The 16,975-nt window shown below is 61.6% G+C and carries 17 protein-coding genes; 3 read left to right on the top strand and 14 right to left on the bottom strand.

Annotation, left to right across the window (positions count from 1 at the left end; translation table 11 throughout):
* The first annotated feature begins 13 nt into the window (after window positions 1-13).
* From RWJ89_RS23245 to RWJ89_RS23235, 3 genes are all read left to right on the top strand, one after another.
* Window positions 14-1,102, top strand: a complete 1,089-nt coding sequence (locus RWJ89_RS23245) for an ABC transporter ATP-binding protein (protein ID WP_316031497.1) — start codon at window positions 14-16, stop codon at window positions 1,100-1,102.
* 306 nt (window positions 1,103-1,408) lie between these two features.
* The gene (locus RWJ89_RS23240) at window positions 1,409-3,199 is read left to right on the top strand and encodes a methyl-accepting chemotaxis protein (protein ID WP_131665804.1); all 1,791 of its coding nucleotides are present in this window, start codon (window positions 1,409-1,411) and stop codon (window positions 3,197-3,199) included.
* Window positions 3,199-3,672 (top strand): chemotaxis protein CheW, encoded by a 474-nt coding sequence (locus tag RWJ89_RS23235; RefSeq protein ID WP_131665805.1) that lies wholly within the window; start codon window positions 3,199-3,201, stop codon window positions 3,670-3,672. Before RWJ89_RS23240 ends, RWJ89_RS23235 begins: the two co-directional genes overlap by 1 nt.
* Before the next feature lie 150 nt (window positions 3,673-3,822).
* Here RWJ89_RS23235 and RWJ89_RS23230 read toward each other — a convergent pair whose 3' ends face one another.
* The 14 genes from RWJ89_RS23230 to RWJ89_RS23165 all read right to left on the bottom strand — a co-directional run bounded on the left by RWJ89_RS23230 (window position 3,823) and on the right by RWJ89_RS23165 (window position 16,880).
* Window positions 3,823-4,656 carry an inositol monophosphatase family protein gene (locus RWJ89_RS23230; RefSeq protein ID WP_316031496.1) on the bottom strand — a complete coding sequence of 278 codons (834 nt, stop codon included), beginning with the start codon at window positions 4,654-4,656 and terminating at the stop codon, window positions 3,823-3,825.
* 104 nt (window positions 4,657-4,760) lie between these two features.
* Entirely contained in the window at window positions 4,761-5,654 is an 894-nt protein-coding gene (locus RWJ89_RS23225; protein ID WP_168287055.1) for a ribokinase, read from the bottom strand.
* Window positions 5,655-5,677: 23 nt separating this feature from the next.
* Complete coding sequence (locus RWJ89_RS23220; protein WP_168287054.1) at window positions 5,678-6,325, bottom strand: TenA family protein; 648 nt, start codon at window positions 6,323-6,325, stop codon at window positions 5,678-5,680.
* 2 nt (window positions 6,326-6,327) lie between these two features.
* Window positions 6,328-7,170: a BtpA/SgcQ family protein gene (locus RWJ89_RS23215; RefSeq protein WP_168287053.1), complete on the bottom strand. Its 843-nt coding sequence runs from the start codon at window positions 7,168-7,170 to the stop codon at window positions 6,328-6,330.
* Window positions 7,171-7,205: 35 nt separating this feature from the next.
* Complete coding sequence (locus RWJ89_RS23210) at window positions 7,206-7,979, bottom strand: glutamine amidotransferase (protein WP_168287052.1); 774 nt, start codon at window positions 7,977-7,979, stop codon at window positions 7,206-7,208.
* Between the two features lie 37 nt (window positions 7,980-8,016).
* Window positions 8,017-9,096, bottom strand: coding sequence for a phosphotriesterase family protein (locus RWJ89_RS23205; RefSeq protein ID WP_077979813.1), 1,080 nt, complete (start codon window positions 9,094-9,096; stop codon window positions 8,017-8,019).
* 4 nt (window positions 9,097-9,100) lie between these two features.
* The gene (locus tag RWJ89_RS23200) at window positions 9,101-10,105 is read right to left on the bottom strand and encodes an ABC transporter permease (RefSeq protein WP_077979812.1); all 1,005 of its coding nucleotides are present in this window, start codon (window positions 10,103-10,105) and stop codon (window positions 9,101-9,103) included.
* On the bottom strand, window positions 10,102-10,923 hold the full coding sequence (locus tag RWJ89_RS23195; RefSeq protein ID WP_065284918.1) for an ATP-binding cassette domain-containing protein: 822 nt from the start codon (window positions 10,921-10,923) through the stop codon (window positions 10,102-10,104). The genes RWJ89_RS23200 and RWJ89_RS23195 overlap by 4 nt, the downstream gene beginning before the upstream one ends.
* Window positions 10,920-11,873, bottom strand: a complete 954-nt coding sequence (locus RWJ89_RS23190) for an ABC transporter substrate-binding protein (protein ID WP_131641838.1) — start codon at window positions 11,871-11,873, stop codon at window positions 10,920-10,922. The genes RWJ89_RS23195 and RWJ89_RS23190 overlap by 4 nt, the downstream gene beginning before the upstream one ends.
* A gap of 38 nt (window positions 11,874-11,911) precedes the next feature.
* Window positions 11,912-12,934 (bottom strand): LacI family DNA-binding transcriptional regulator, encoded by a 1,023-nt coding sequence (locus RWJ89_RS23185; protein ID WP_131665814.1) that lies wholly within the window; start codon window positions 12,932-12,934, stop codon window positions 11,912-11,914.
* A gap of 132 nt (window positions 12,935-13,066) precedes the next feature.
* Window positions 13,067-13,936 carry an ABC transporter permease gene (locus tag RWJ89_RS23180; RefSeq protein ID WP_131641836.1) on the bottom strand — a complete coding sequence of 290 codons (870 nt, stop codon included), beginning with the start codon at window positions 13,934-13,936 and terminating at the stop codon, window positions 13,067-13,069.
* Window positions 13,937-13,947: 11 nt separating this feature from the next.
* Entirely contained in the window at window positions 13,948-14,877 is a 930-nt protein-coding gene (locus tag RWJ89_RS23175; RefSeq protein ID WP_131665816.1) for an ABC transporter permease, read from the bottom strand.
* Between the two features lie 3 nt (window positions 14,878-14,880).
* Window positions 14,881-15,882 (bottom strand): ABC transporter ATP-binding protein, encoded by a 1,002-nt coding sequence (locus tag RWJ89_RS23170; protein WP_131665817.1) that lies wholly within the window; start codon window positions 15,880-15,882, stop codon window positions 14,881-14,883.
* Window positions 15,873-16,880: an ABC transporter ATP-binding protein gene (locus RWJ89_RS23165; RefSeq protein ID WP_131665818.1), complete on the bottom strand. Its 1,008-nt coding sequence runs from the start codon at window positions 16,878-16,880 to the stop codon at window positions 15,873-15,875. The genes RWJ89_RS23170 and RWJ89_RS23165 overlap by 10 nt, the downstream gene beginning before the upstream one ends.
* Window positions 16,881-16,975: the final 95 nt, after the last annotated feature.

The raw sequence follows: 16,975 nt of genomic DNA, 5'->3' as shown, positions 1-16,975 counted from the left end.
GAAGGGTTTGAGAATGGCACATCTTTCGATCGAAGGCGTTTCGAAGCTGTTCGGGACCACCTTTGCCGTTCGCGACTTCTCGCTCGAAGTCGGCGACGGCGAGCTGGTCTGCCTGCTCGGCCCATCCGGCTCCGGCAAGTCGACGCTTCTCCGGATGATCGGCGGCTTCGAGCGCCCGAGCGGCGGAACCATCCGCATCGATGCGAAGGATGTGACGACGCTGCCGCCCGAGCGGCGCCCGACCGGCATGGTGTTCCAGAGCCATGCGCTCTGGACGCACATGGATGTCTTCAACAACATCGCCTTCGGCCTGAAGCTCCGCCGGCTGCCGAAAGCGGAAATCCGTGAGCGTGTCGAGGCTGCACTGGCGCTTGTCGGTCTTGCCGATTACGGCCGCCGGATGACGATGCAACTGTCAGGTGGCCAGCAGCAGCGTGTCGCCCTTGCCCGCTCGCTGGTGCTCGAGCCGAAGATCCTTTTGCTCGACGAGCCCTTCGCCAGCCTCGACCAGCACTTACGCGAAAGGCTGCGGGAAGAGGTGCGCGATATCCAGCAGCGCCTCGGCATCACCACGCTCTTCGTTACCCATGGGCAGGATGAGGCCTTAGCGCTCGCCGACCGCATCGTCGTCATGCGCGACGGGTGCACCGAACAGATCGCGCCGCCGAGCACCATCTACCGGCAACCGCAGACGGCTTTCGTCGCGGGCTTCATCGGCTCGATGAATTTCGTCCAGAGTCATACCAGGAACGGTGTCTGCGAGCATCCGCTGTTCCCGCTTGCGGTTCCGGTCGAGGATGGGCCGGTGACGCTGGCCGCCCGCCCGGAAGCGCTGACGATCCGTCCCTCGGATCGGGCGGATGCCGCGACAGTCCATCGCACCGTCGATTTCGGCACCCACAAGATGGTCGATGTCGATCTTGCCGACGGCAGCCGTCTGAAGGCGATGGTGGCGCCGGACGATCGCATCCGGACCGGGATGAGGGTCGAGCCGAGCTTCTCCCGCTTTTTTATCTTCCGTCACAACGAGCTTGTCCATTCCGAGTTGCAGATCCTGCCGCAGTACGCCGGTGAGCGAATCAAGTCGAATACATGCCTTTGATTCGGCATGAGCGGCACTTCAAGCTGTTGACTGCTCGCGCCGTGTGACCAGGTCGGTGTTTCGAACTAAAGTTAAAGTTTATTCTGCGTTTTCCATGGGCTTTTTATGTATCCGTGGTTGTGCGGGGCGACCGCCATTTTGATTATCTGAAACAATTCAAACAGAAATGCGCGAATTTTACGCGAATGCATTAGTACATTTACATATTATAAATGTCTTCATTTAAGAATTGGCCCTATCAAAAGTGATGGTATTTGATGCTTCCCGCCTGCGATAATTGGCCATTGTGAAACTATGGAGGAATGAATGTTGGGATTTGGCGCAGGCGCCGATGCAAGGGCCGTTCTCGAAGCGATGAGCAAGTCTCAGGCGATCATCGAGTTCAAGCTGGACGGTACAATCATCACCGCGAACGAAAACTTTTGCCGGGCGCTCGGTTATCAGTTTTCCGAGATCGTCGGTCAACATCATCGCCTCTTTGTCGATCCGGCTGAGGCAGCCAGCTCCGACTACAAAGACTTCTGGGCAAAACTAGCGCGCGGCCAGTTCGATCAACGGCAATATAAGCGCATCGGCAAGGGCGGCACGGAGGTCTGGATCGAGGCCTCCTACAACCCGGTCTCTAGCGGAGGCAAGCCGTATAAGGTCGTCAAATTCGCGACCGATATCACCGCGCAGAAGCTCAAGGCGGCCGAAGATAGCGGTAAGCTGAACGCCATCTCGCGCGCCCAGGCAGTCATCGAGTTCACTCCGAAAGGCGATATTCTCACCGCAAATGAGAATTTCCTGACGACACTCGGCTACGAGCTGGCGGAAATCCAGGGCAAACATCACTCGATGTTCTGTGAGCCAAGCTATAGCAACAGTGAAGATTATCGTCGGTTCTGGACGAAGCTTGCCGCGGGAGAATTTGTTGCGGATGAGTTCTTGCGCATCGGCAAGGGCGGCAAGAAGGTCCATATCCAGGCATCATACAATCCGATCTTCGACATGAACGGCAAGGTGTTCAAGGTCGTCAAATTTGCGACCGATGTCACCACGCGTGTCGGAAATGTCGACCAGCTCGCGGGAGCGCTAAAGGCTTTGTCGGAGGGCGATCTGATGCAGACCATCGCCATGCCCTTCCTGCCCGCCTTGGAGAAGCTGCGCGCTGATTTTAACGACGCTTCATCGAAGCTTCGCGTTACATTGCAGACAATCTCGCAGAATGCTGGCGCCATCGCTGCGGCATCGCAACAAATACAATCTGCCTCGAACGATCTGTCCAAGCGTACCGAGCAGCAGGCTGCTTCCGTCGAGGAGACGGCCGCTGCGCTGGAGGAGATCACGACCACCGTCGCTGATTCCAGTTCCCGCGCCCAGGAAGCAGGGCAGCTTGTTCGCAAGACCAAGGAGAACGCGGAAAATTCTGGCAACATTGTCAGTCAAGCCGTCGACGCGATGGGCAAGATCGAAAAGTCCGCCAGCGAGATCGCCAACATTATCGGCGTGATCGACGAGATCGCATTCCAGACCAATCTTCTGGCGCTCAATGCCGGTGTTGAAGCGGCCCGGGCCGGCGACGCTGGCAAGGGCTTCGCCGTCGTCGCTCAGGAAGTTCGCGAACTCGCCCAGCGATCGGCCAAGGCGGCAAAGGAGATCAAGGAGCTGATCAACGCCTCGAACGAACACGTCAAAAGCGGTGTCACATTGGTTGGTAACACAGGCAAGGCATTGCAGGAAATCGTGACCCAGGTCGTCCAGGTGAACGGTAATGTCGGCGCCATCGTCGAAGCCTCCAAAGAGCAGGCAACGGGTCTCAAGGAAATCAACACCGCCGTCAATACGATGGACCAGGGCACACAGCAGAATGCCGCCATGGTCGAGGAGACGACGGCCGCGGCGCATAGCCTTGCCAAGGAAGCAGATCAGCTCTTCGATCTCCTCGGTCAGTTCAACATCGGGACAGGTGCCGGTGCACCTCGCGCCGTCCCGGTTGCAGCCGACCGGCATTTGCGGGCTATGCCGTCGCCAGCCCGTCAGATGACGGCGAAGGTTGCCCGAGCATTCAGCGGGAATGGGGCGCTCAAAGGCGGCGATAGCTGGGAGGAGTTTTGATGGCGTCGACATCCAAAAATCGCGATGGACGCACGTCTCTCGAAATCATTGCATTCCAATTACATGGTCAGAGCTTCTGTATCGAAACCACCTCCATTCGAGAGATACGTGGATGGGCGGCCTCGACGCCCATCCCGCACGCGCCGCCGGAAATGGTCGGCATCATTAACTTGCGAGGCGTCGTCATTCCCACCATCGACTTATGTCGCAAGCTGGGGATGCCTTCGTCGGAAGCGACCGAACGCAGCGCAATCGTGGTCGCTGAAGTTCACGGCAAACCGATCGGCCTTATGGTGGATCAGGTCACCGATATGCTTTCGATCAACGCCGATGATCTGCAACAGGCTCCAGAGATTGTCAGTTCGCCGGACCGCTCATACTGTGAAGGAATTATCACTCACCAGTCTGGGATGATTTGCTTCCTCAGCTTGACCAGGATGTTCGCTGACGATGACGAAGCATTGGCCGCTTAGTCGTCCCGGTTCGGCGTTCAAATCAAAGAGTAGAGCATGATGTCATCCGAAATCCGCCCATAGGCATCATCCTCTAGCACCGCGCCAACGCAGTTGTCGGCGTGGCATTCGCCTATGCGAAACCGGGATAATTGCACCGGAATGCGCCGGTTACGTCTTGATCTGGAAGCCTTCCAGCAGCCAGGGATGCAGCGCCTTGCTGGCGGCCAGGATATCGCTCTTTCCGACAACCTCAGCGCCGGAAAAACGGGTGACGATGCCGCCTGCCTCTTCGACCATTAGCGCCGAGGCGCCGAAATCATGGATCGCGAGCCCGTCCTCGAAGAATCCGTCCAGCCGGCCGCAGGCGACATAGGCGATCGACAGGGCAGCCGAGCCGAGGCGGCGCACGCCCGCCGTATTCGCCATCAGCCGTTTGACGGCTTCGAAATAGGTCTCTTCCGCAACCGCCGTGACCTGGCCGGGGATCGGCAGGCCGGCGCCGACAAGTACGTTTTCGATGTCGCCGACATCGGCGCAGCGGATAGGCACGCCGTTCAGATAGGCGCCGCCGCCGATCTCGGCGCTGAACAGCTCATCCTGCATGGCGTCATAGACGACACCCATGACGAGCCTGCCGCCTTCGACGATCGAGATCGTCATGCCGAAATGCGGAACGCCCCAGGCGTAATTGGTCGTGCCGTCGATCGGGTCGATGTAGATAACAGGCGTTTCTGGACCCGCCGTGCGGTTGCCGACGGCTTCTTCGCCCTGGATCGCATAGTCCGGGAAGGCCTTCGTCATCTCGTCGACGATGATCCGCTCGACGGCGACATCGATCTCGGTCTGATAGTCGCGCGGCGCCTTGGTGAGCATTTCCTGGGATGTGCGCCGCCGCAGGGAGCCGCGGGCAGTTTCGCCCGCCTTCAATACCGTTTCGGCAAGCACGACGAGGCGGGACGATGCGGTCGGGGAAAGACGCGCGGAAATCGGGGAAGATGTCATGAGAAAAGTCCGGATGCTGCTGATATGACGGGGTGAATCGCGAAGAGCCCATCCCTTCGCAGAGGCCGATGATGATTTTATGAAGCGCGCTCATGCCGAGCGGATTATCTCAGGATCGCTTCAAGCTCGGAAACGCTCGGGAACGCCTTTCTTGTTCCATGTCTCGAGACGGTGATGGCCGCGGCTGCAACTGCGTGTTCGATGGCCAATCTGTCCAGCCGCTGTCCGCGCAACGCGCAGGATGCCAGTGCTGCGGCCATGAAGGTATCGCCTGCGCCCGTTGTATCCACAACATCGCAGACCTGGGCGGGCACTTCGATGCTATCGTGCCGGTTCACGAGCGTCGCGCCGTCGCCGCCCAGCGTCAGGACGATTTCGCGCAGCCCCCGGCTCAGAAGATATTCGGCAGCGTCCCTACCCGTCGTTCCCGTCAGGGTCTGCGCCTCGCCCTTGTTGAGGAAGGCGATGTCGATCAGATCCCAGAGATCGGAGAAATAGGCGCGCACCGGCGAGGGATTGAAGGCGGTGACCATGCCGATCGCTCTCGCATGCTCGAGAATGTCGCGCGTCGTCCGGTCGGAGAGGTTGCCCTGCAGCATCATCAGATCGCCGGAGCCGGCCGTCGAGAGGATACGCCTGACATCGGACAGGGACAGGCTTTGCGCCGATTCCGTCGTCGTGACGATGGCATTTTCGCCGCCCGGCAGCCGGAAGATGATCGAGACGTCGCTCGATGCATTTTCCATTTCGATCAGTTCGCTCCGAAGCGGTTCGTCCGCGAGGTAATGGCGTATCGTATCCGCCCTCGCATCCCTGCCGACCGGCGCTACCAGCGTTGTCGGAACGCCGCAGCGGGCCATGACGACCGCCTGGTTCGTGCCCTTGCCGCCAAGATCGCTGCCCCCGGCATTGCCGAGGATGGAGGCGCCGATGACGGGAAGTTCGGAGACGGCGATGGTTTCGTCGATGGCGACGTTACCGATTATGTAGGCGCGCATGCATCCGCTTTCGCAAGGTGAAGCTAAAGATAAGGCGCATCGTGAAAATCTATCTCGAGTTGCATCGCCCGGCCGAAGATTGCGCTGAGTCGCGCCTTTTCATCCTCTTCCAGCGTTTCTCCTGCCATGTCGAGTTCATTCTTCAACCATTGCGCCTGGGCAGCGAAATTCGGATCGACATGCAGGTCGACCCATTCCTTCAAGAGGGGATCGCTGGTCGGGCGGTTAGCTGCTTGCCTACACCAGGTCCAATACATCCACTCGGCCGCAAACATCGCCGCGACCGTGTCGAGGAAGCCGCCTTGGCGGGCGATCTCCAACATGCCGGCGCGAAAGGCCTCGACCTCGGCGATGCCGGTGTCGAAGGACGAGGGATCGATGCCGCGACTGGCGAAGGTGCGCTCGAAATAGGTGATCTGCTCGTTGGCAAGCGCATCGAGAACCGCGATCAGCCAGCGCTTCTGCGCCATCGTCCCGGCGGTCGCCGCGGCAAAGGCGAAGATCGAGATGGCGCTGTCGACGAAGGCGCCTTCATAGACGAGATAACGCTCGAAAGCCTCCTTGCTCAGCCTGTCGTTCTTGACGTCCTCGACGAAGCGGTGGCTCAGCATCGTCCGGAAGACGGCGTCGTTCTCGCGCAGGATGCGGTCTGAAAGGCTCTCTGCCGCCATGCTCAACCCTCCAGCCCTGGTTCGGCGGCAGCCCGGAAGGCGCGCACCCGCTCTATGTCGACCGGGTTCCACCAGACGCCGCCGTGCTTCAACGAAGACGCAACGATGACGCCATTGGTGCGGCTCAGAATATCGACGATATTGTCCTTGTTGACGCCGGAACCGACGAGCAGTGGCAGATGCGTCGCCGCGCCGATTTCCTCGATCTCTTCCATCGTTGCCGAATTGCCGGTTCGCTGGCCGGTGGCGATGACGCCGTCGGCATCGAAGAAGGCGAGGTCGCGCGTCAGCTCCTGGATCGAGCGGTCGGCAACGATGGCGTGGCTGCCATGCTTGACGTGGCTGTCGGCAAAAACCCTGATGTGCTCGGCTCTCAGCAGCGAGCGGTAACGCATGGCTTCGGCGGCCCTGCCCTCCATGAAGCCTTCATTGGCGACATAGGCATTGGCCCATTGATTGACGCGGATGAATTTGGCGCCGCCGGCCATGGCGATGGCGAAGGCCGGGATCGGCGCGTTGGCAAGCACGTTGACGCCAAGCGGAATGCCGGCCGCCCGCGCGATCCGGTCGGTGACGACGGACATGAAACCGGTCGTCTCGGGGCCGATATCCTCGGGCTTCGAGAACGGCACGTCGCCGTGATTTTCGATGATCAGCCCATGCAGGCCGCCTTCCACGCAGGCTTCGGCGTCGCGCATGCACGCGTCGTAGATCGCATCCATCGCAGCGCCCCGATAGCGCGGCGCGCCCGGGAAGGCGGGACAATGGATCATGCCGATCAGAACCTTGTCCCTGCCGAAGATATCCCTGATGGCGTTGGACGGCCTGTCCGAAATTTCCTGCATGTCATTCCCTTTCCAATTCCCGCCGCGTGCTGAAATCATGCCTGCTTTTCGGTGAGCCAGCCGAGGATGTTCTTCCAGAGCCGGCCGTAGCCTTCCCATTCGCAGAAAGCGGGCGAGAGCCAGTGCGGGCCGATATCCGACGTCCAGGCCGCCGTCCGCCCAGCGCCATGCGTGCCGACGACGAGCAGCGGATGGCCGCCCTGATCCTGCGGCAGGCGGGCGACGACCTCGACATCGGCGCGGTCACGCACCTCGACCTCATTGACGCCGAGGAGCACCGGCCAGGCGCCTTCGAGACCCCGCATCGTCGGATGCTCCGGCTTCACCACCTCGGCAACGGTGCCCTCGGGAATTTCGACGCGGTCGTCATAAGGCAGGCAGGTGACGGGCAGCGTGTCTTCGACGGGAGTGCGCCGCCAGCGCGCCTTGCCGTCGATGCCCTGGAAGGAGAAATAACCGCCGACCATCAATAGGCCGCCGCCTTTTTCCACCCACGCCTTCAGGAGCTTCAGCCGGTTCGGCACGGTGCGCGAATGCAGCCACACATCCGGGGGCAGCAGCAGCGAATTCGCGCCGATATCGGAGAGAATGATGGCGTCGTAGGCGTCGAGCCCGGCCATTTCGAAGGGAAATTTCTCCACCGCCTCATGCGCCGGCATATAGGTGAGCTCGAAGGTGCTGCCGGCGAGCGCCTTGACCAGCGGTTCGGCGCCGAGATGGAAGGTGACGCTGCCGAACTGGTCGAAGCCTTTGTAGTGGGTGGCGGAGCTGACCCAGCTCTCGCCGACAAGGAGGATTTTCTTGGTCATGGTCTGCGGTTACCTGTGATCGATTGAATTGATGGGGTTAGGCTTCGGCATGAAAGACGCGGCGCGGATTGCTGCGCATCATTTCGTCGAGAACTGTCCTGTCGAGGCCGTGCCGCCCCAGACGGGGAAGGAAGTGGCGGAGGATGTAGGCGTAGCCGTTGCCGCCGTAATGCGTCAGCATCATCTTCAGAAACACGTCGTGCGACAGAAGAATCCGGTCGAGACAACCGGCCTCGACGAGACGCACGATCGCGCGCGCTGCCTCCTCGTCGCTCGGGCACTGCACCTGCTGGTCGGCATAGAAGAAATCCATGCCGATCATGTCGTATTCGATGAAGGCGCCGCGCGCCGCCAACTCGCTCTGATAGGTAATGTCGTCATGCGACGGGTTCATATGGCAAAGCACGGTGTGCCTGAGATCCGCCCCCTCTTCGGCCACCACGTCGAGCACGCGATGGCCGAGACGGAACCAACCCGGCAGATGTACCATCAGGGGAAGCCCGGTCAGCACTTGCGCCCTGGCAGCGCCGCGCAGCGATTTTTCTTCCTCGGCGGTGAAATCTGCGGAGACGCCGATCTCGCCGATCAGGCCGATCCTGACGCCGGTGCCGTCGACGCCTTCTCTTGCCTCGCGGACGATCTCCCGTGCGATGTCATCGACGCTCATTGCCGCGACGCCTTCCGGATGTGAAGAGCCGAGGTAATACCCCGCCCCCATCACGACGTTGAGACCGGATGCTTTCGAGATGCGCTGCAGCGCCAAGGGATCACGGCCGATGCCCTTGCAGGTCGGCTCCACCACCGTGCGACCGCCTTCTGCTGCGAAATCCTGGAGTTCGGAGATCGCCAGATGTTCGTCGTCGAGCGTGATATTGTGCTTGTTGACGAAGGGATCCTGCCTGAGTTCGCCGAGGATCTCCATGCAGACGAAGCTTTCGGCGAGATATTGCCGTTCCGGCGTCTTCGGCGCATGCCACCAGCAGCGGCAGTCGTTGAGGATATGCTCGTGCATCAGCGTCACGCCGAGTGCATCCGCCGAAACGGGGCCGGTAACGGTCATCACCTTGCCGGATCGGACATGCGCTTCGGACAGGCTTTCTGCTGTCTGTTCGCTCATCGCTTCATCCTTTCCTGCCCAGCCGGAAATGGAAATTGGCCGTGAAGATGCGCGTGTTCAGCCAGATGGCGACGAGGATGATGGCGCCGGTGACGATCTGGGTGAAGAACGGCGATATATGCATCAGGATCAGGCCGTTGCCGATGACGGCGATGGTCAGCGTGCCGAGCACGGTGCCGAGGATGGTGCCGCGTCCGCCCATCAGCGACGTTCCGCCGAGTACCACGGCCGCAATCACCTGCAGCTCGAAACCGACGGCGGCATTGGACGAGCCGGAACCGAGGCGGGCGGCGATCAGCAGCCCGGCGACCGCGCAGGCGATACCGGAGATGATATAGACCGAGGCGATGATCCATTTGGCGGGCATGCCGACGCGCCGCGCCGCCTCCGCATTGGAGCCGACCGCCACGACCTGCCGGCCATATTTGGTCGCGGTGATGACGACATAACCGAGAATGGCGATGATGACGGCGATGATCGCCGGGATCGGGAAGCTGAGGATTTCGCCCCGGCCGAGCGCGAAGAAGCCCGGTGCATCCTTGATCGGGATGGAATAGCCCTGGGTCAGATAGAGCGCCAGGCCGCGCAGGATCGACAGGCCGGCAAGCGTGACGATGAAGGCCGGAATACCCTGATAGGCGGTAAACCAGCCCTGGACCAGGCCCATAAAGGCGCCGAGCACGAGCATGCCGATGACCACCAACGGCCAGGGAACGCCCATCGCCATAACGATCGCCGCGACCGCATTGACGAGGGCGACCTGCGAGCCGACTGACAGATCGATGCCGCCGGTGATGATGACGAAGGTCATGGCAATGGCGACGATCAGGATGGGGGCCGCCTGCCTGATGATGTTCAGGATGTTGCCGAGCGTGAAGAAGGTTTCGCTGCCGATCGAGAAGAAGATCATGCAGGCCAGGAAGAAAATGGCGATCGACAGCACCTGTGCGTGTTCGCCGAAGAAATCGGCGACGCGCGAGCCGTGACCACGTTCGGTATAAGCCGTCATTGTCTGGCTCCTTCACCAACGATCAGCCTGACGAGATCTTCGAGGTTGGTGCTGCCGATCTGCCGTTCTGCCACCTTCGTGCCCTCGTACATCACCGCGATACGGTCGCAGACCCGGAAGAGATCCTGCAGCCGGTGGGTGATGAGGATCACCGAAACCCCATTTGCCTTGACGCGGTTGATCAGGGCTAGAACCGCCTCGACCTCGGCGACGGCAAGTGCAGACGTCGGCTCGTCCATGATCAGCACCTTCGGCTTGAAGGAGGCGGCGCGTGCAATGGCGATCGCCTGACGCTGCCCGCCGGAGAGCTGGGCGACCTTGCCGGTCAGCCTGGGTATGCGGATCTCAAGCGAATCCAGCATCTTGCGTGCTTCGGCCAACATCGTCCTGGTGTCGAGAAACGGTCCGCGGCTGAGTTCGCGGCCGAGGAAGAGATTGCCGACGACATCGATATGATCGCAGAGGCTGAGATCCTGGAAGACCATTTCGATGTTACGCCCACGCGCATCCGCGGGGCCGGAGAAGCGAACCTCTTCGCCTTCCATGGTGATGGTGCCGGCATCGGGAATGTAGGTTCCAGAGATGATTTTCGTCAGCGTCGATTTGCCGGCGGCGTTATCGCCGACAAGGCCCAGGCATTCGCCAGGGAAGATGTCGAGATCGACGCCGCGCAGCGCCTGGTGCGAGCCGAACGACTTGCGGATGCCGCGCAGCGAGATACGCGGGTCGGATCGGGTGCCGCCGGATGTTCCGGTTCCGGAGGATGCGACCCCTCCGGAACCGGCGGCAGCGATGTCACGCTGGCCGCTTTCGATCATTTGAAGACGGCCCGGTATGGCTCGACATTCTCCTTGGTCACGATGGTGATCGGCACCGAGATTGTCTTGGTGACGGCTTCGCCGGCCGAGGCCTTGACGAGCGCGTCGACGGCGGCACCGCCCATTGCGGCCGGATCCTGCTGGACGACGGCGACAACGAAGCCGGCATCGATGCCGGCAATGGCTTCGGCGGTCAGATCCCAGCCGAACACCTTGATCTTATCCTGCTTGCCCTGGCTCTGTACGGCAGCGATCGCCCCCATCAGGGCCGGCTCGCCGGTGGCGTAGATCGCCGTCAGGTCAGGATTGGCGGTGATCAGGTTTTCAGCCGCCGCAAGGGCGTTGTCCTGGATGTTCTGGCCGTCGACGACGCCGGCCATTTCAATGCCGTCGACGCCTTTCAGGGTCTTCTCGAAGCCCTCCTGGCGGATGTTCTGGATGAACGAGTTCAGCGCGCCGACAACGCCGAGCTTGGCTTTGCCGCCCATGTTCGCCTTGACGTAGTCGAGGAAGTATTTGCCCATATCGGCGCCGGCCGCGGCATTGTCGACGCCGATCTGCGCCTTCTGCGGGCCATCCGGCAGGATGGCGTCGATGGCAACGACCGGAATGCCGGCATCGGCCGCCTGCTTGACGGCCGGCATGATGCCGTTGACGTCGATCGCGACGACCGCAAGGCCGGAGACCTTTTCCTGGACGTAGGTCTCGATCGCGCTGTTCTGCGCGGTCGTCTCGTTGTTGGCGTTGAAGATCACCAGCTTGACGCCGGCGGCATCGGCCGCCTTCTGGGCGCCCTCATTCATCTGATTGAAGAAAAGCGCCTGCTGGTTGATCTGCACCAGTGCGATGGTCTTCTTTTCCTGCGCCGCGGCGCCGGACAGGCTGATGAAGGTCAATGCCGTAAAGCCGGCGGCTGCGATCATCGTTCGTCTTGTCAAATTCAATGTCATGTTCTCATCCTCTTTTGGTTTTTTGACGTTGCTGATTATTATTTCGCAGGCGGCGCAACGGAGTTCCGCACCACGATTTCGACAGGCAGGAGTTCTTCCGAAGCGGATGGTTTCCACTCGTGCCAATTGGTTTCCAGAAGCAGCTCCAGCGACCGTCTTCCGATCTGGCGCACCGGCTGACGGATGGCGGTCAGCGGCGGCGCAAAGAGATGAAGCGGACCGACATCGTCGAAGCCGATGACCGAGATGTCAGCAGGGATTGAGACGCCTTGGCTTCTGAAGACCTCGACCAGCCCGATGGCGATCTCGTCGGAGCTGGCAAAGATCGCCGTCGCCTTTCGGTCTCCGGAGAGATAGTCGAGCGCCGCCGCCCGGCCGTATTCGATCGTATATTCGCCGGCATATCGATCGGCCCTGGCCTCGTCGCCATGCCGTTCCCTCAGCGCTTTCAACAGGCCGTCATAACGCCTGCGGGCGCTGATCATGCGTTCGTCGCCGCCGATGAAGAGGACATGGCGATGGCCTTGCTCGGCCAGATGCTGGCCGGCGAGATAACCGCCCTGCTCATTGTCGCAGAACAGCTTCGGCGCCTTCGAATCGGGAATGTCCTCATCGACGATGATGACCTTGCCGCTGCCGTTGATGAGTGCGGCAAGCGCGCCATCGTCGGGGTGGTTGGTGACGAAGATCAGGCCGTCGACGTGATTGCGCTCGATCAGCTGCAGATATTCGATCTCGCGCCCCGGCCGGTTGAGCGTCGCGTGCAACGAGACCGCGAGCTTCTTTTCATCGGCCGCCTGCTCGACGGCGGCGACGAGAGTCGCGAAGAAAGGGTTGGCGATATCGGGCACGACGAGGCCGATCGTGTCCGAGCGCCCCCTGCTTAACCGGCGCGCATGCGGGTTCGGCCGGTAGTTCAGCGTCTTGATCGCATCCTCAATGCGTTTCTTGGTCTGAAAGGGAAGGTCGAGGCTGCCGTTGACGAATCGCGACACGGTGGTGACCGACACGCCGGCGGCGGCCGCAACATCCTTCAAGCTTGGTGTCGTTCCCCTGGCCATTGACTGGACCTATTGTAAAGCGGTTTAGTAAAGCGCTTTACAAGACAATATTGATTGCTCACCGTTGTCAACAGCGATGAATGTTGAAGATCTGTTTTCTTGCGAGCCGATCGAAGTCTCGACCGGGAGCCTTCAGGCAATCGTCGGGTCGAGCTTGTCGCGCAGCCAGTCGCCGGTGATGCTGATCGACAGCGTCGTCAGCATGATGACGAAGGACGGCGCCAGCATGATCCAGGGTGCACGGGTCAGATATTCGCGCCCGTAACCCACCATATTGCCGAGGCTGCTCATCGGCGGCTGCACGCCGAGGCCGAGGAAGGAAAGGCTGCTTTCCATCAGGATGATCTCAGGAAAGGTCAGCGTCATCGAGACGATCAGCGTCGAGGCGATGTTCGGCAGGATATGCTTGAGATAGACATGCGCCGGCTTGGCGCCGAGCTGTGTAACAGCGGCGGCATAGCCCTGGCCGCTGGCAGCGATGGCAAGGCCGCGCGCAATCCGTGCATAGCGTTCCCAACCGTAGAAGCCCATCAGGCAGATAAGCAGCGGCAGCGAGCTACCGAAGAAGGCGAGCACGGCAAGTGCCATGATGAGGAAGGGCATGGCCGCCTGGAAATCGGCAAGCATGACGACGAGCTGCTCGACGACGCCGCGGAAATAAGCGGCGAGGAAGCCGAGCGTCGTGCCGACAAAAGCCGAGATCAGCGTTGCGCCGAAGGCGATCAGCAGCGAGATGCGGATCGACACGATGAGGCGGGAGAAAACATCGCGGCCGAGTTCGTCGGTTCCGAGCCAATGCGCGGCATTGCCGGGCAGTGACAGGCGGTTCTTCAGGTCGAAGGCGGTGATATTGTAGGGCCGGATCCAGTCGGCCGTCAGCGCGATCAGGATCACGACGGCGATCCAGGCGAAGCCGATCATCACGAAAACCGGCACGCCGCGCTTCTTCTTCGCGCGCACTTCGTGGATGACGGTCGCCGGTTGAGCAGAGATATTTGTCATGGTTCCGCTCCTTAATGCCTTGCCTGGTTGCTGCGCAGACGCGGGTCGAGATAGCCGTAAAGGATGTCGACGACGAAATTCGAAAACACCATGGTCGCAGCCACCAACAGCAGGATGCACTGGACGACGGCGAGATCGCGGTTGGAGACGGCGACGACGAGAAGCCGGCCGACGCCCGGCCAGGAGAACAGCGATTCCACCACGACGGCGCCGGCGATCAGCGTGCCGACCATGAAGCCGGCAATCGTCACGATCGGGATCGCCGCATTCGGCAGCGCATGGCCCCAGACGACGTTTCGCCAGGCAGTGCCCTTGGCGCTGGCCGTACGGATATAAGGCTGGCCAAGTACCTCGATCATCGCGCTTCGGGCAAAGCGGGCAAGAATGCCGGCACCACCGATGCTCATGGTGATGATCGGCAGAATGGCATGCATCCAGCTATCCTGGCCGCCCGAGGGCAGCAGGCCGAGCGTGACGGAGAAGATCATCACCAGCACGAGGCCGAGCACGAAGCTCGGCATGGTGAAGCCGACCACCGCGCTCGCCATGACGGCGCGGTCGGTCGAGCTGTCGCGATGGAGGGCGGCGTAGACGCCGGCCGGAATGCCGATCACCAGCTTAAGGATGAGGGCCGGGATCGTCAGCTCCAGCGTTGCCGGAATGCGGTCGAGCACGAGCTGGATTGCCGATTGGCCGTCGCGCATCGAGATGCCGAGATCGCCGCGGGCGATCGCGCCGAAATAGCGCAGATACTGCACCCAGATCGGCTGATCGAGACCCCAGGCGGCACGGAAGGCGCGGATCGCTTCCGGCGGCGCTTCCGGACCCATGATCGTCAGGGCCGGGTCGCCGGAAAGGCGCAGAACGACGAAGGCGAAAGTCACCACCAGCACGATGGTCATCAGCGCGCGGAACGCCCTTATCAGGAAGAAACGGATCATGGCTCAGCTCTCCATGAGCGTTGACGCGGATGCGGGCGTGACGAGGTGGCAAGCAGCTTTTCGACCCGCCTCGATGGTGACGAGTTCAGGCGTCTCGACTCGGCAGCGCTCGACGGAATGGCCGCAGCGGGGATGAAAGGCGCAGCCGGCAGGCCGGGCAGCGGGGTTCGGCGGTTCTCCCTGCAGGATGATACGGTCGCGCAGCGCCGTGCCGGGGACCGGAACGCTGGAGACCAGTGCCTGCGTATAGGGATGCAACGGACTGCGGAAAATATCCTCCGAGGCTGCTTCCTCAACGATCCGGCCGAGATACATCACCGCGACGCGATCGGCGACGTTGCGTACGACCTTCAGGTCATGGCTGATGAAGGCCATGGCGATGCCGCGCTTTTCCTGCAGGTCACGCAACAGGTTGATCACCTGCGCCTGGATCGAGACGTCGAGAGCCGAGACCGGCTCGTCGCAGACCAGAAGCTCCGGATTGGTGGCGATAGCGCGTGCAATGACGACGCGCTGGCGCTGACCGCCCGAAAGCTCATGCGGATAACGCTCCGCCTGATCGCGGCGAAGACCGACAGCGACAAGCAGTTCATCGACACGTTCGCGCCGCTCCTCCTCGCTTCCGACGGCATGGATGGCAAGTGGTTCGCCGATCTGAACGCCGATCGAGATGCGCCGGTCAAGGGCTGCCAGCGGATCCTGGAAGACGAGTTGCATGCGCGCCCTCAGGCTACGCCAGCGCGGCGTTCTGAGTGCCGGCATCGCCTCCCCGTCGAAGCGAACGCTGCCCTCTGTCGGAGCTTCGAGCCCGAGCAGCAGCCGGCCCATCGTCGATTTTCCTGAGCCGGATTCACCGACGATGCCGAGCGTCGTCTTCGGCGCGACCGACAGCGAAACGCCGTCGACCGCCCGGACATGGCTCGGCTTTCCGAAGACGCCGCGGCGCATCATATAGGTCTTGACCAGGTCGTTCGCTTCGATCAGCTGAGGTTCGCTCATGCCCATGCCACTCCCTGCTGTGCCTGCATGCGGTTCGGCCTCGATGTGGTGGCGCCGTCACTGAGCGCATGGAAGCAGGCGGTTGCACGCTCGTCGTCAACTGCGACGAGCGGTGGCACCTTGTTATGACAGAGTTCCGAGGCATGGCCGCAACGCGGCGCAAAGGCGCAGCCGCCGGGCATCCGGCCGGGCTGCGGCACGGTGCCGGGGATCGGCACCAGCCGGTCGCGGCCGGCATCGATACGCGGAATGGCATCGAAAAGTCCGCGCGTATAGGGATGGCGCGGCGACCGGAACAACGATTCCGTCGGGCATTTCTCGACGATGTTGCCGGCATACATGACGCAGACGCGTTCGCAGATCTGCGACACCGCGCCGAGATCATGACTGATGAAGACGATCGCCATGCCGGTTTCCTCGCGGATCGAAATCAGCAGATCGAGGATCTGCGCCTGGATCGTCGCGTCCAGCGCCGTCGTCGGCTCATCGGCGATCAGCAGATCAGGATTGCCGGCGAGCGCCATGGCGATCATCAACCGCTGGTTCTGGCCACCGGAAAATTCATGCGGAAAATTGTCGAAACGCCGCACTGCGGCGGGAATGCCGACCATTTCCATCAGGCGGACGGCCTCGTTGCGGGCGGCCCTGCCGGTCAGGCCGCGGTGCAGTTCGACGGCTTCGGCGATCTGGCGCCCGGCGCGGATGACGGGGTTGAGCGAGCTCGACGGATCCTGGAAGATCATGGCGATGCGGCCGCCGCGAATGCTTTCGAGCTTCGTGCGCGACGCGCCGATCAGCTGATCGCTGCCGAGACGCACGCTGCCTGAGACGGAAGCCTTTCCAGGCAGGAGCCCGAGTGCCGCCAGCCAGGTGACCGACTTGCCGCAGCCGGATTCGCCGACGAGACCCACCGCCTCGCCCTTCTCGATCGCCAGATCGACGCCGTGCAGGACTTCGATACCGCTGAAAGCGACCTTCAAATTGGAAATTTCGACCAATGGCATTTCAGCCTCTCCTTCTTGCATTCCCGCCGTCCGCCAGATCCGAACGAGAGCATGATGTCGTCCGAAAACCGCTCACACTTTTCGGCATCATGCTC

Origin of the sequence: Rhizobium sp. 10PS4, assembly GCF_032464805.1 — a bacterium.
GTDB classification, from domain to species: Bacteria; Pseudomonadota; Alphaproteobacteria; order Rhizobiales; family Rhizobiaceae; genus Rhizobium; species Rhizobium laguerreae.
Note: the sequence above shows the minus strand (reverse complement) of the source record. Positions and strands in the feature narration are given on the sequence as shown.

What these genes read in the sequence shown, in the direction of transcription:
- RWJ89_RS23170 (WP_131665817.1), bottom strand. Translation starts at nt 15,882, where the DNA reads ATGGGCATGAGCGAACCTCAGCTGATCGAAGCGAACGACCTGGTCAAG.
- RWJ89_RS23205 (WP_077979813.1), bottom strand. Translation starts at nt 9,096, where the DNA reads ATGAGCGAACAGACAGCAGAAAGCCTGTCCGAAGCGCATGTCCGATCC.
- RWJ89_RS23195 (WP_065284918.1), bottom strand. Translation starts at nt 10,923, where the DNA reads ATGATCGAAAGCGGCCAGCGTGACATCGCTGCCGCCGGTTCCGGAGGG.
- RWJ89_RS23215 (WP_168287053.1), bottom strand. Translation starts at nt 7,170, where the DNA reads ATGCAGGAAATTTCGGACAGGCCGTCCAACGCCATCAGGGATATCTTC.
- RWJ89_RS23230 (WP_316031496.1), bottom strand. Translation starts at nt 4,656, where the DNA reads ATGACATCTTCCCCGATTTCCGCGCGTCTTTCCCCGACCGCATCGTCC.
- RWJ89_RS23175 (WP_131665816.1), bottom strand. Translation starts at nt 14,877, where the DNA reads ATGATCCGTTTCTTCCTGATAAGGGCGTTCCGCGCGCTGATGACCATC.
- RWJ89_RS23190 (WP_131641838.1), bottom strand. Translation starts at nt 11,873, where the DNA reads ATGACATTGAATTTGACAAGACGAACGATGATCGCAGCCGCCGGCTTT.
- RWJ89_RS23225 (WP_168287055.1), bottom strand. Translation starts at nt 5,654, where the DNA reads ATGCGCGCCTACATAATCGGTAACGTCGCCATCGACGAAACCATCGCC.
- RWJ89_RS23220 (WP_168287054.1), bottom strand. Translation starts at nt 6,325, where the DNA reads ATGGCGGCAGAGAGCCTTTCAGACCGCATCCTGCGCGAGAACGACGCC.
- RWJ89_RS23180 (WP_131641836.1), bottom strand. Translation starts at nt 13,936, where the DNA reads ATGACAAATATCTCTGCTCAACCGGCGACCGTCATCCACGAAGTGCGC.
- RWJ89_RS23185 (WP_131665814.1), bottom strand. Translation starts at nt 12,934, where the DNA reads ATGGCCAGGGGAACGACACCAAGCTTGAAGGATGTTGCGGCCGCCGCC.
- RWJ89_RS23210 (WP_168287052.1), bottom strand. Translation starts at nt 7,979, where the DNA reads ATGACCAAGAAAATCCTCCTTGTCGGCGAGAGCTGGGTCAGCTCCGCC.
- RWJ89_RS23200 (WP_077979812.1), bottom strand. Translation starts at nt 10,105, where the DNA reads ATGACGGCTTATACCGAACGTGGTCACGGCTCGCGCGTCGCCGATTTC.
- RWJ89_RS23240 (WP_131665804.1), top strand. Translation starts at nt 1,409, where the DNA reads ATGTTGGGATTTGGCGCAGGCGCCGATGCAAGGGCCGTTCTCGAAGCG.
- RWJ89_RS23165 (WP_131665818.1), bottom strand. Translation starts at nt 16,880, where the DNA reads ATGCCATTGGTCGAAATTTCCAATTTGAAGGTCGCTTTCAGCGGTATC.
- RWJ89_RS23235 (WP_131665805.1), top strand. Translation starts at nt 3,199, where the DNA reads ATGGCGTCGACATCCAAAAATCGCGATGGACGCACGTCTCTCGAAATC.
- RWJ89_RS23245 (WP_316031497.1), top strand. Translation starts at nt 14, where the DNA reads ATGGCACATCTTTCGATCGAAGGCGTTTCGAAGCTGTTCGGGACCACC.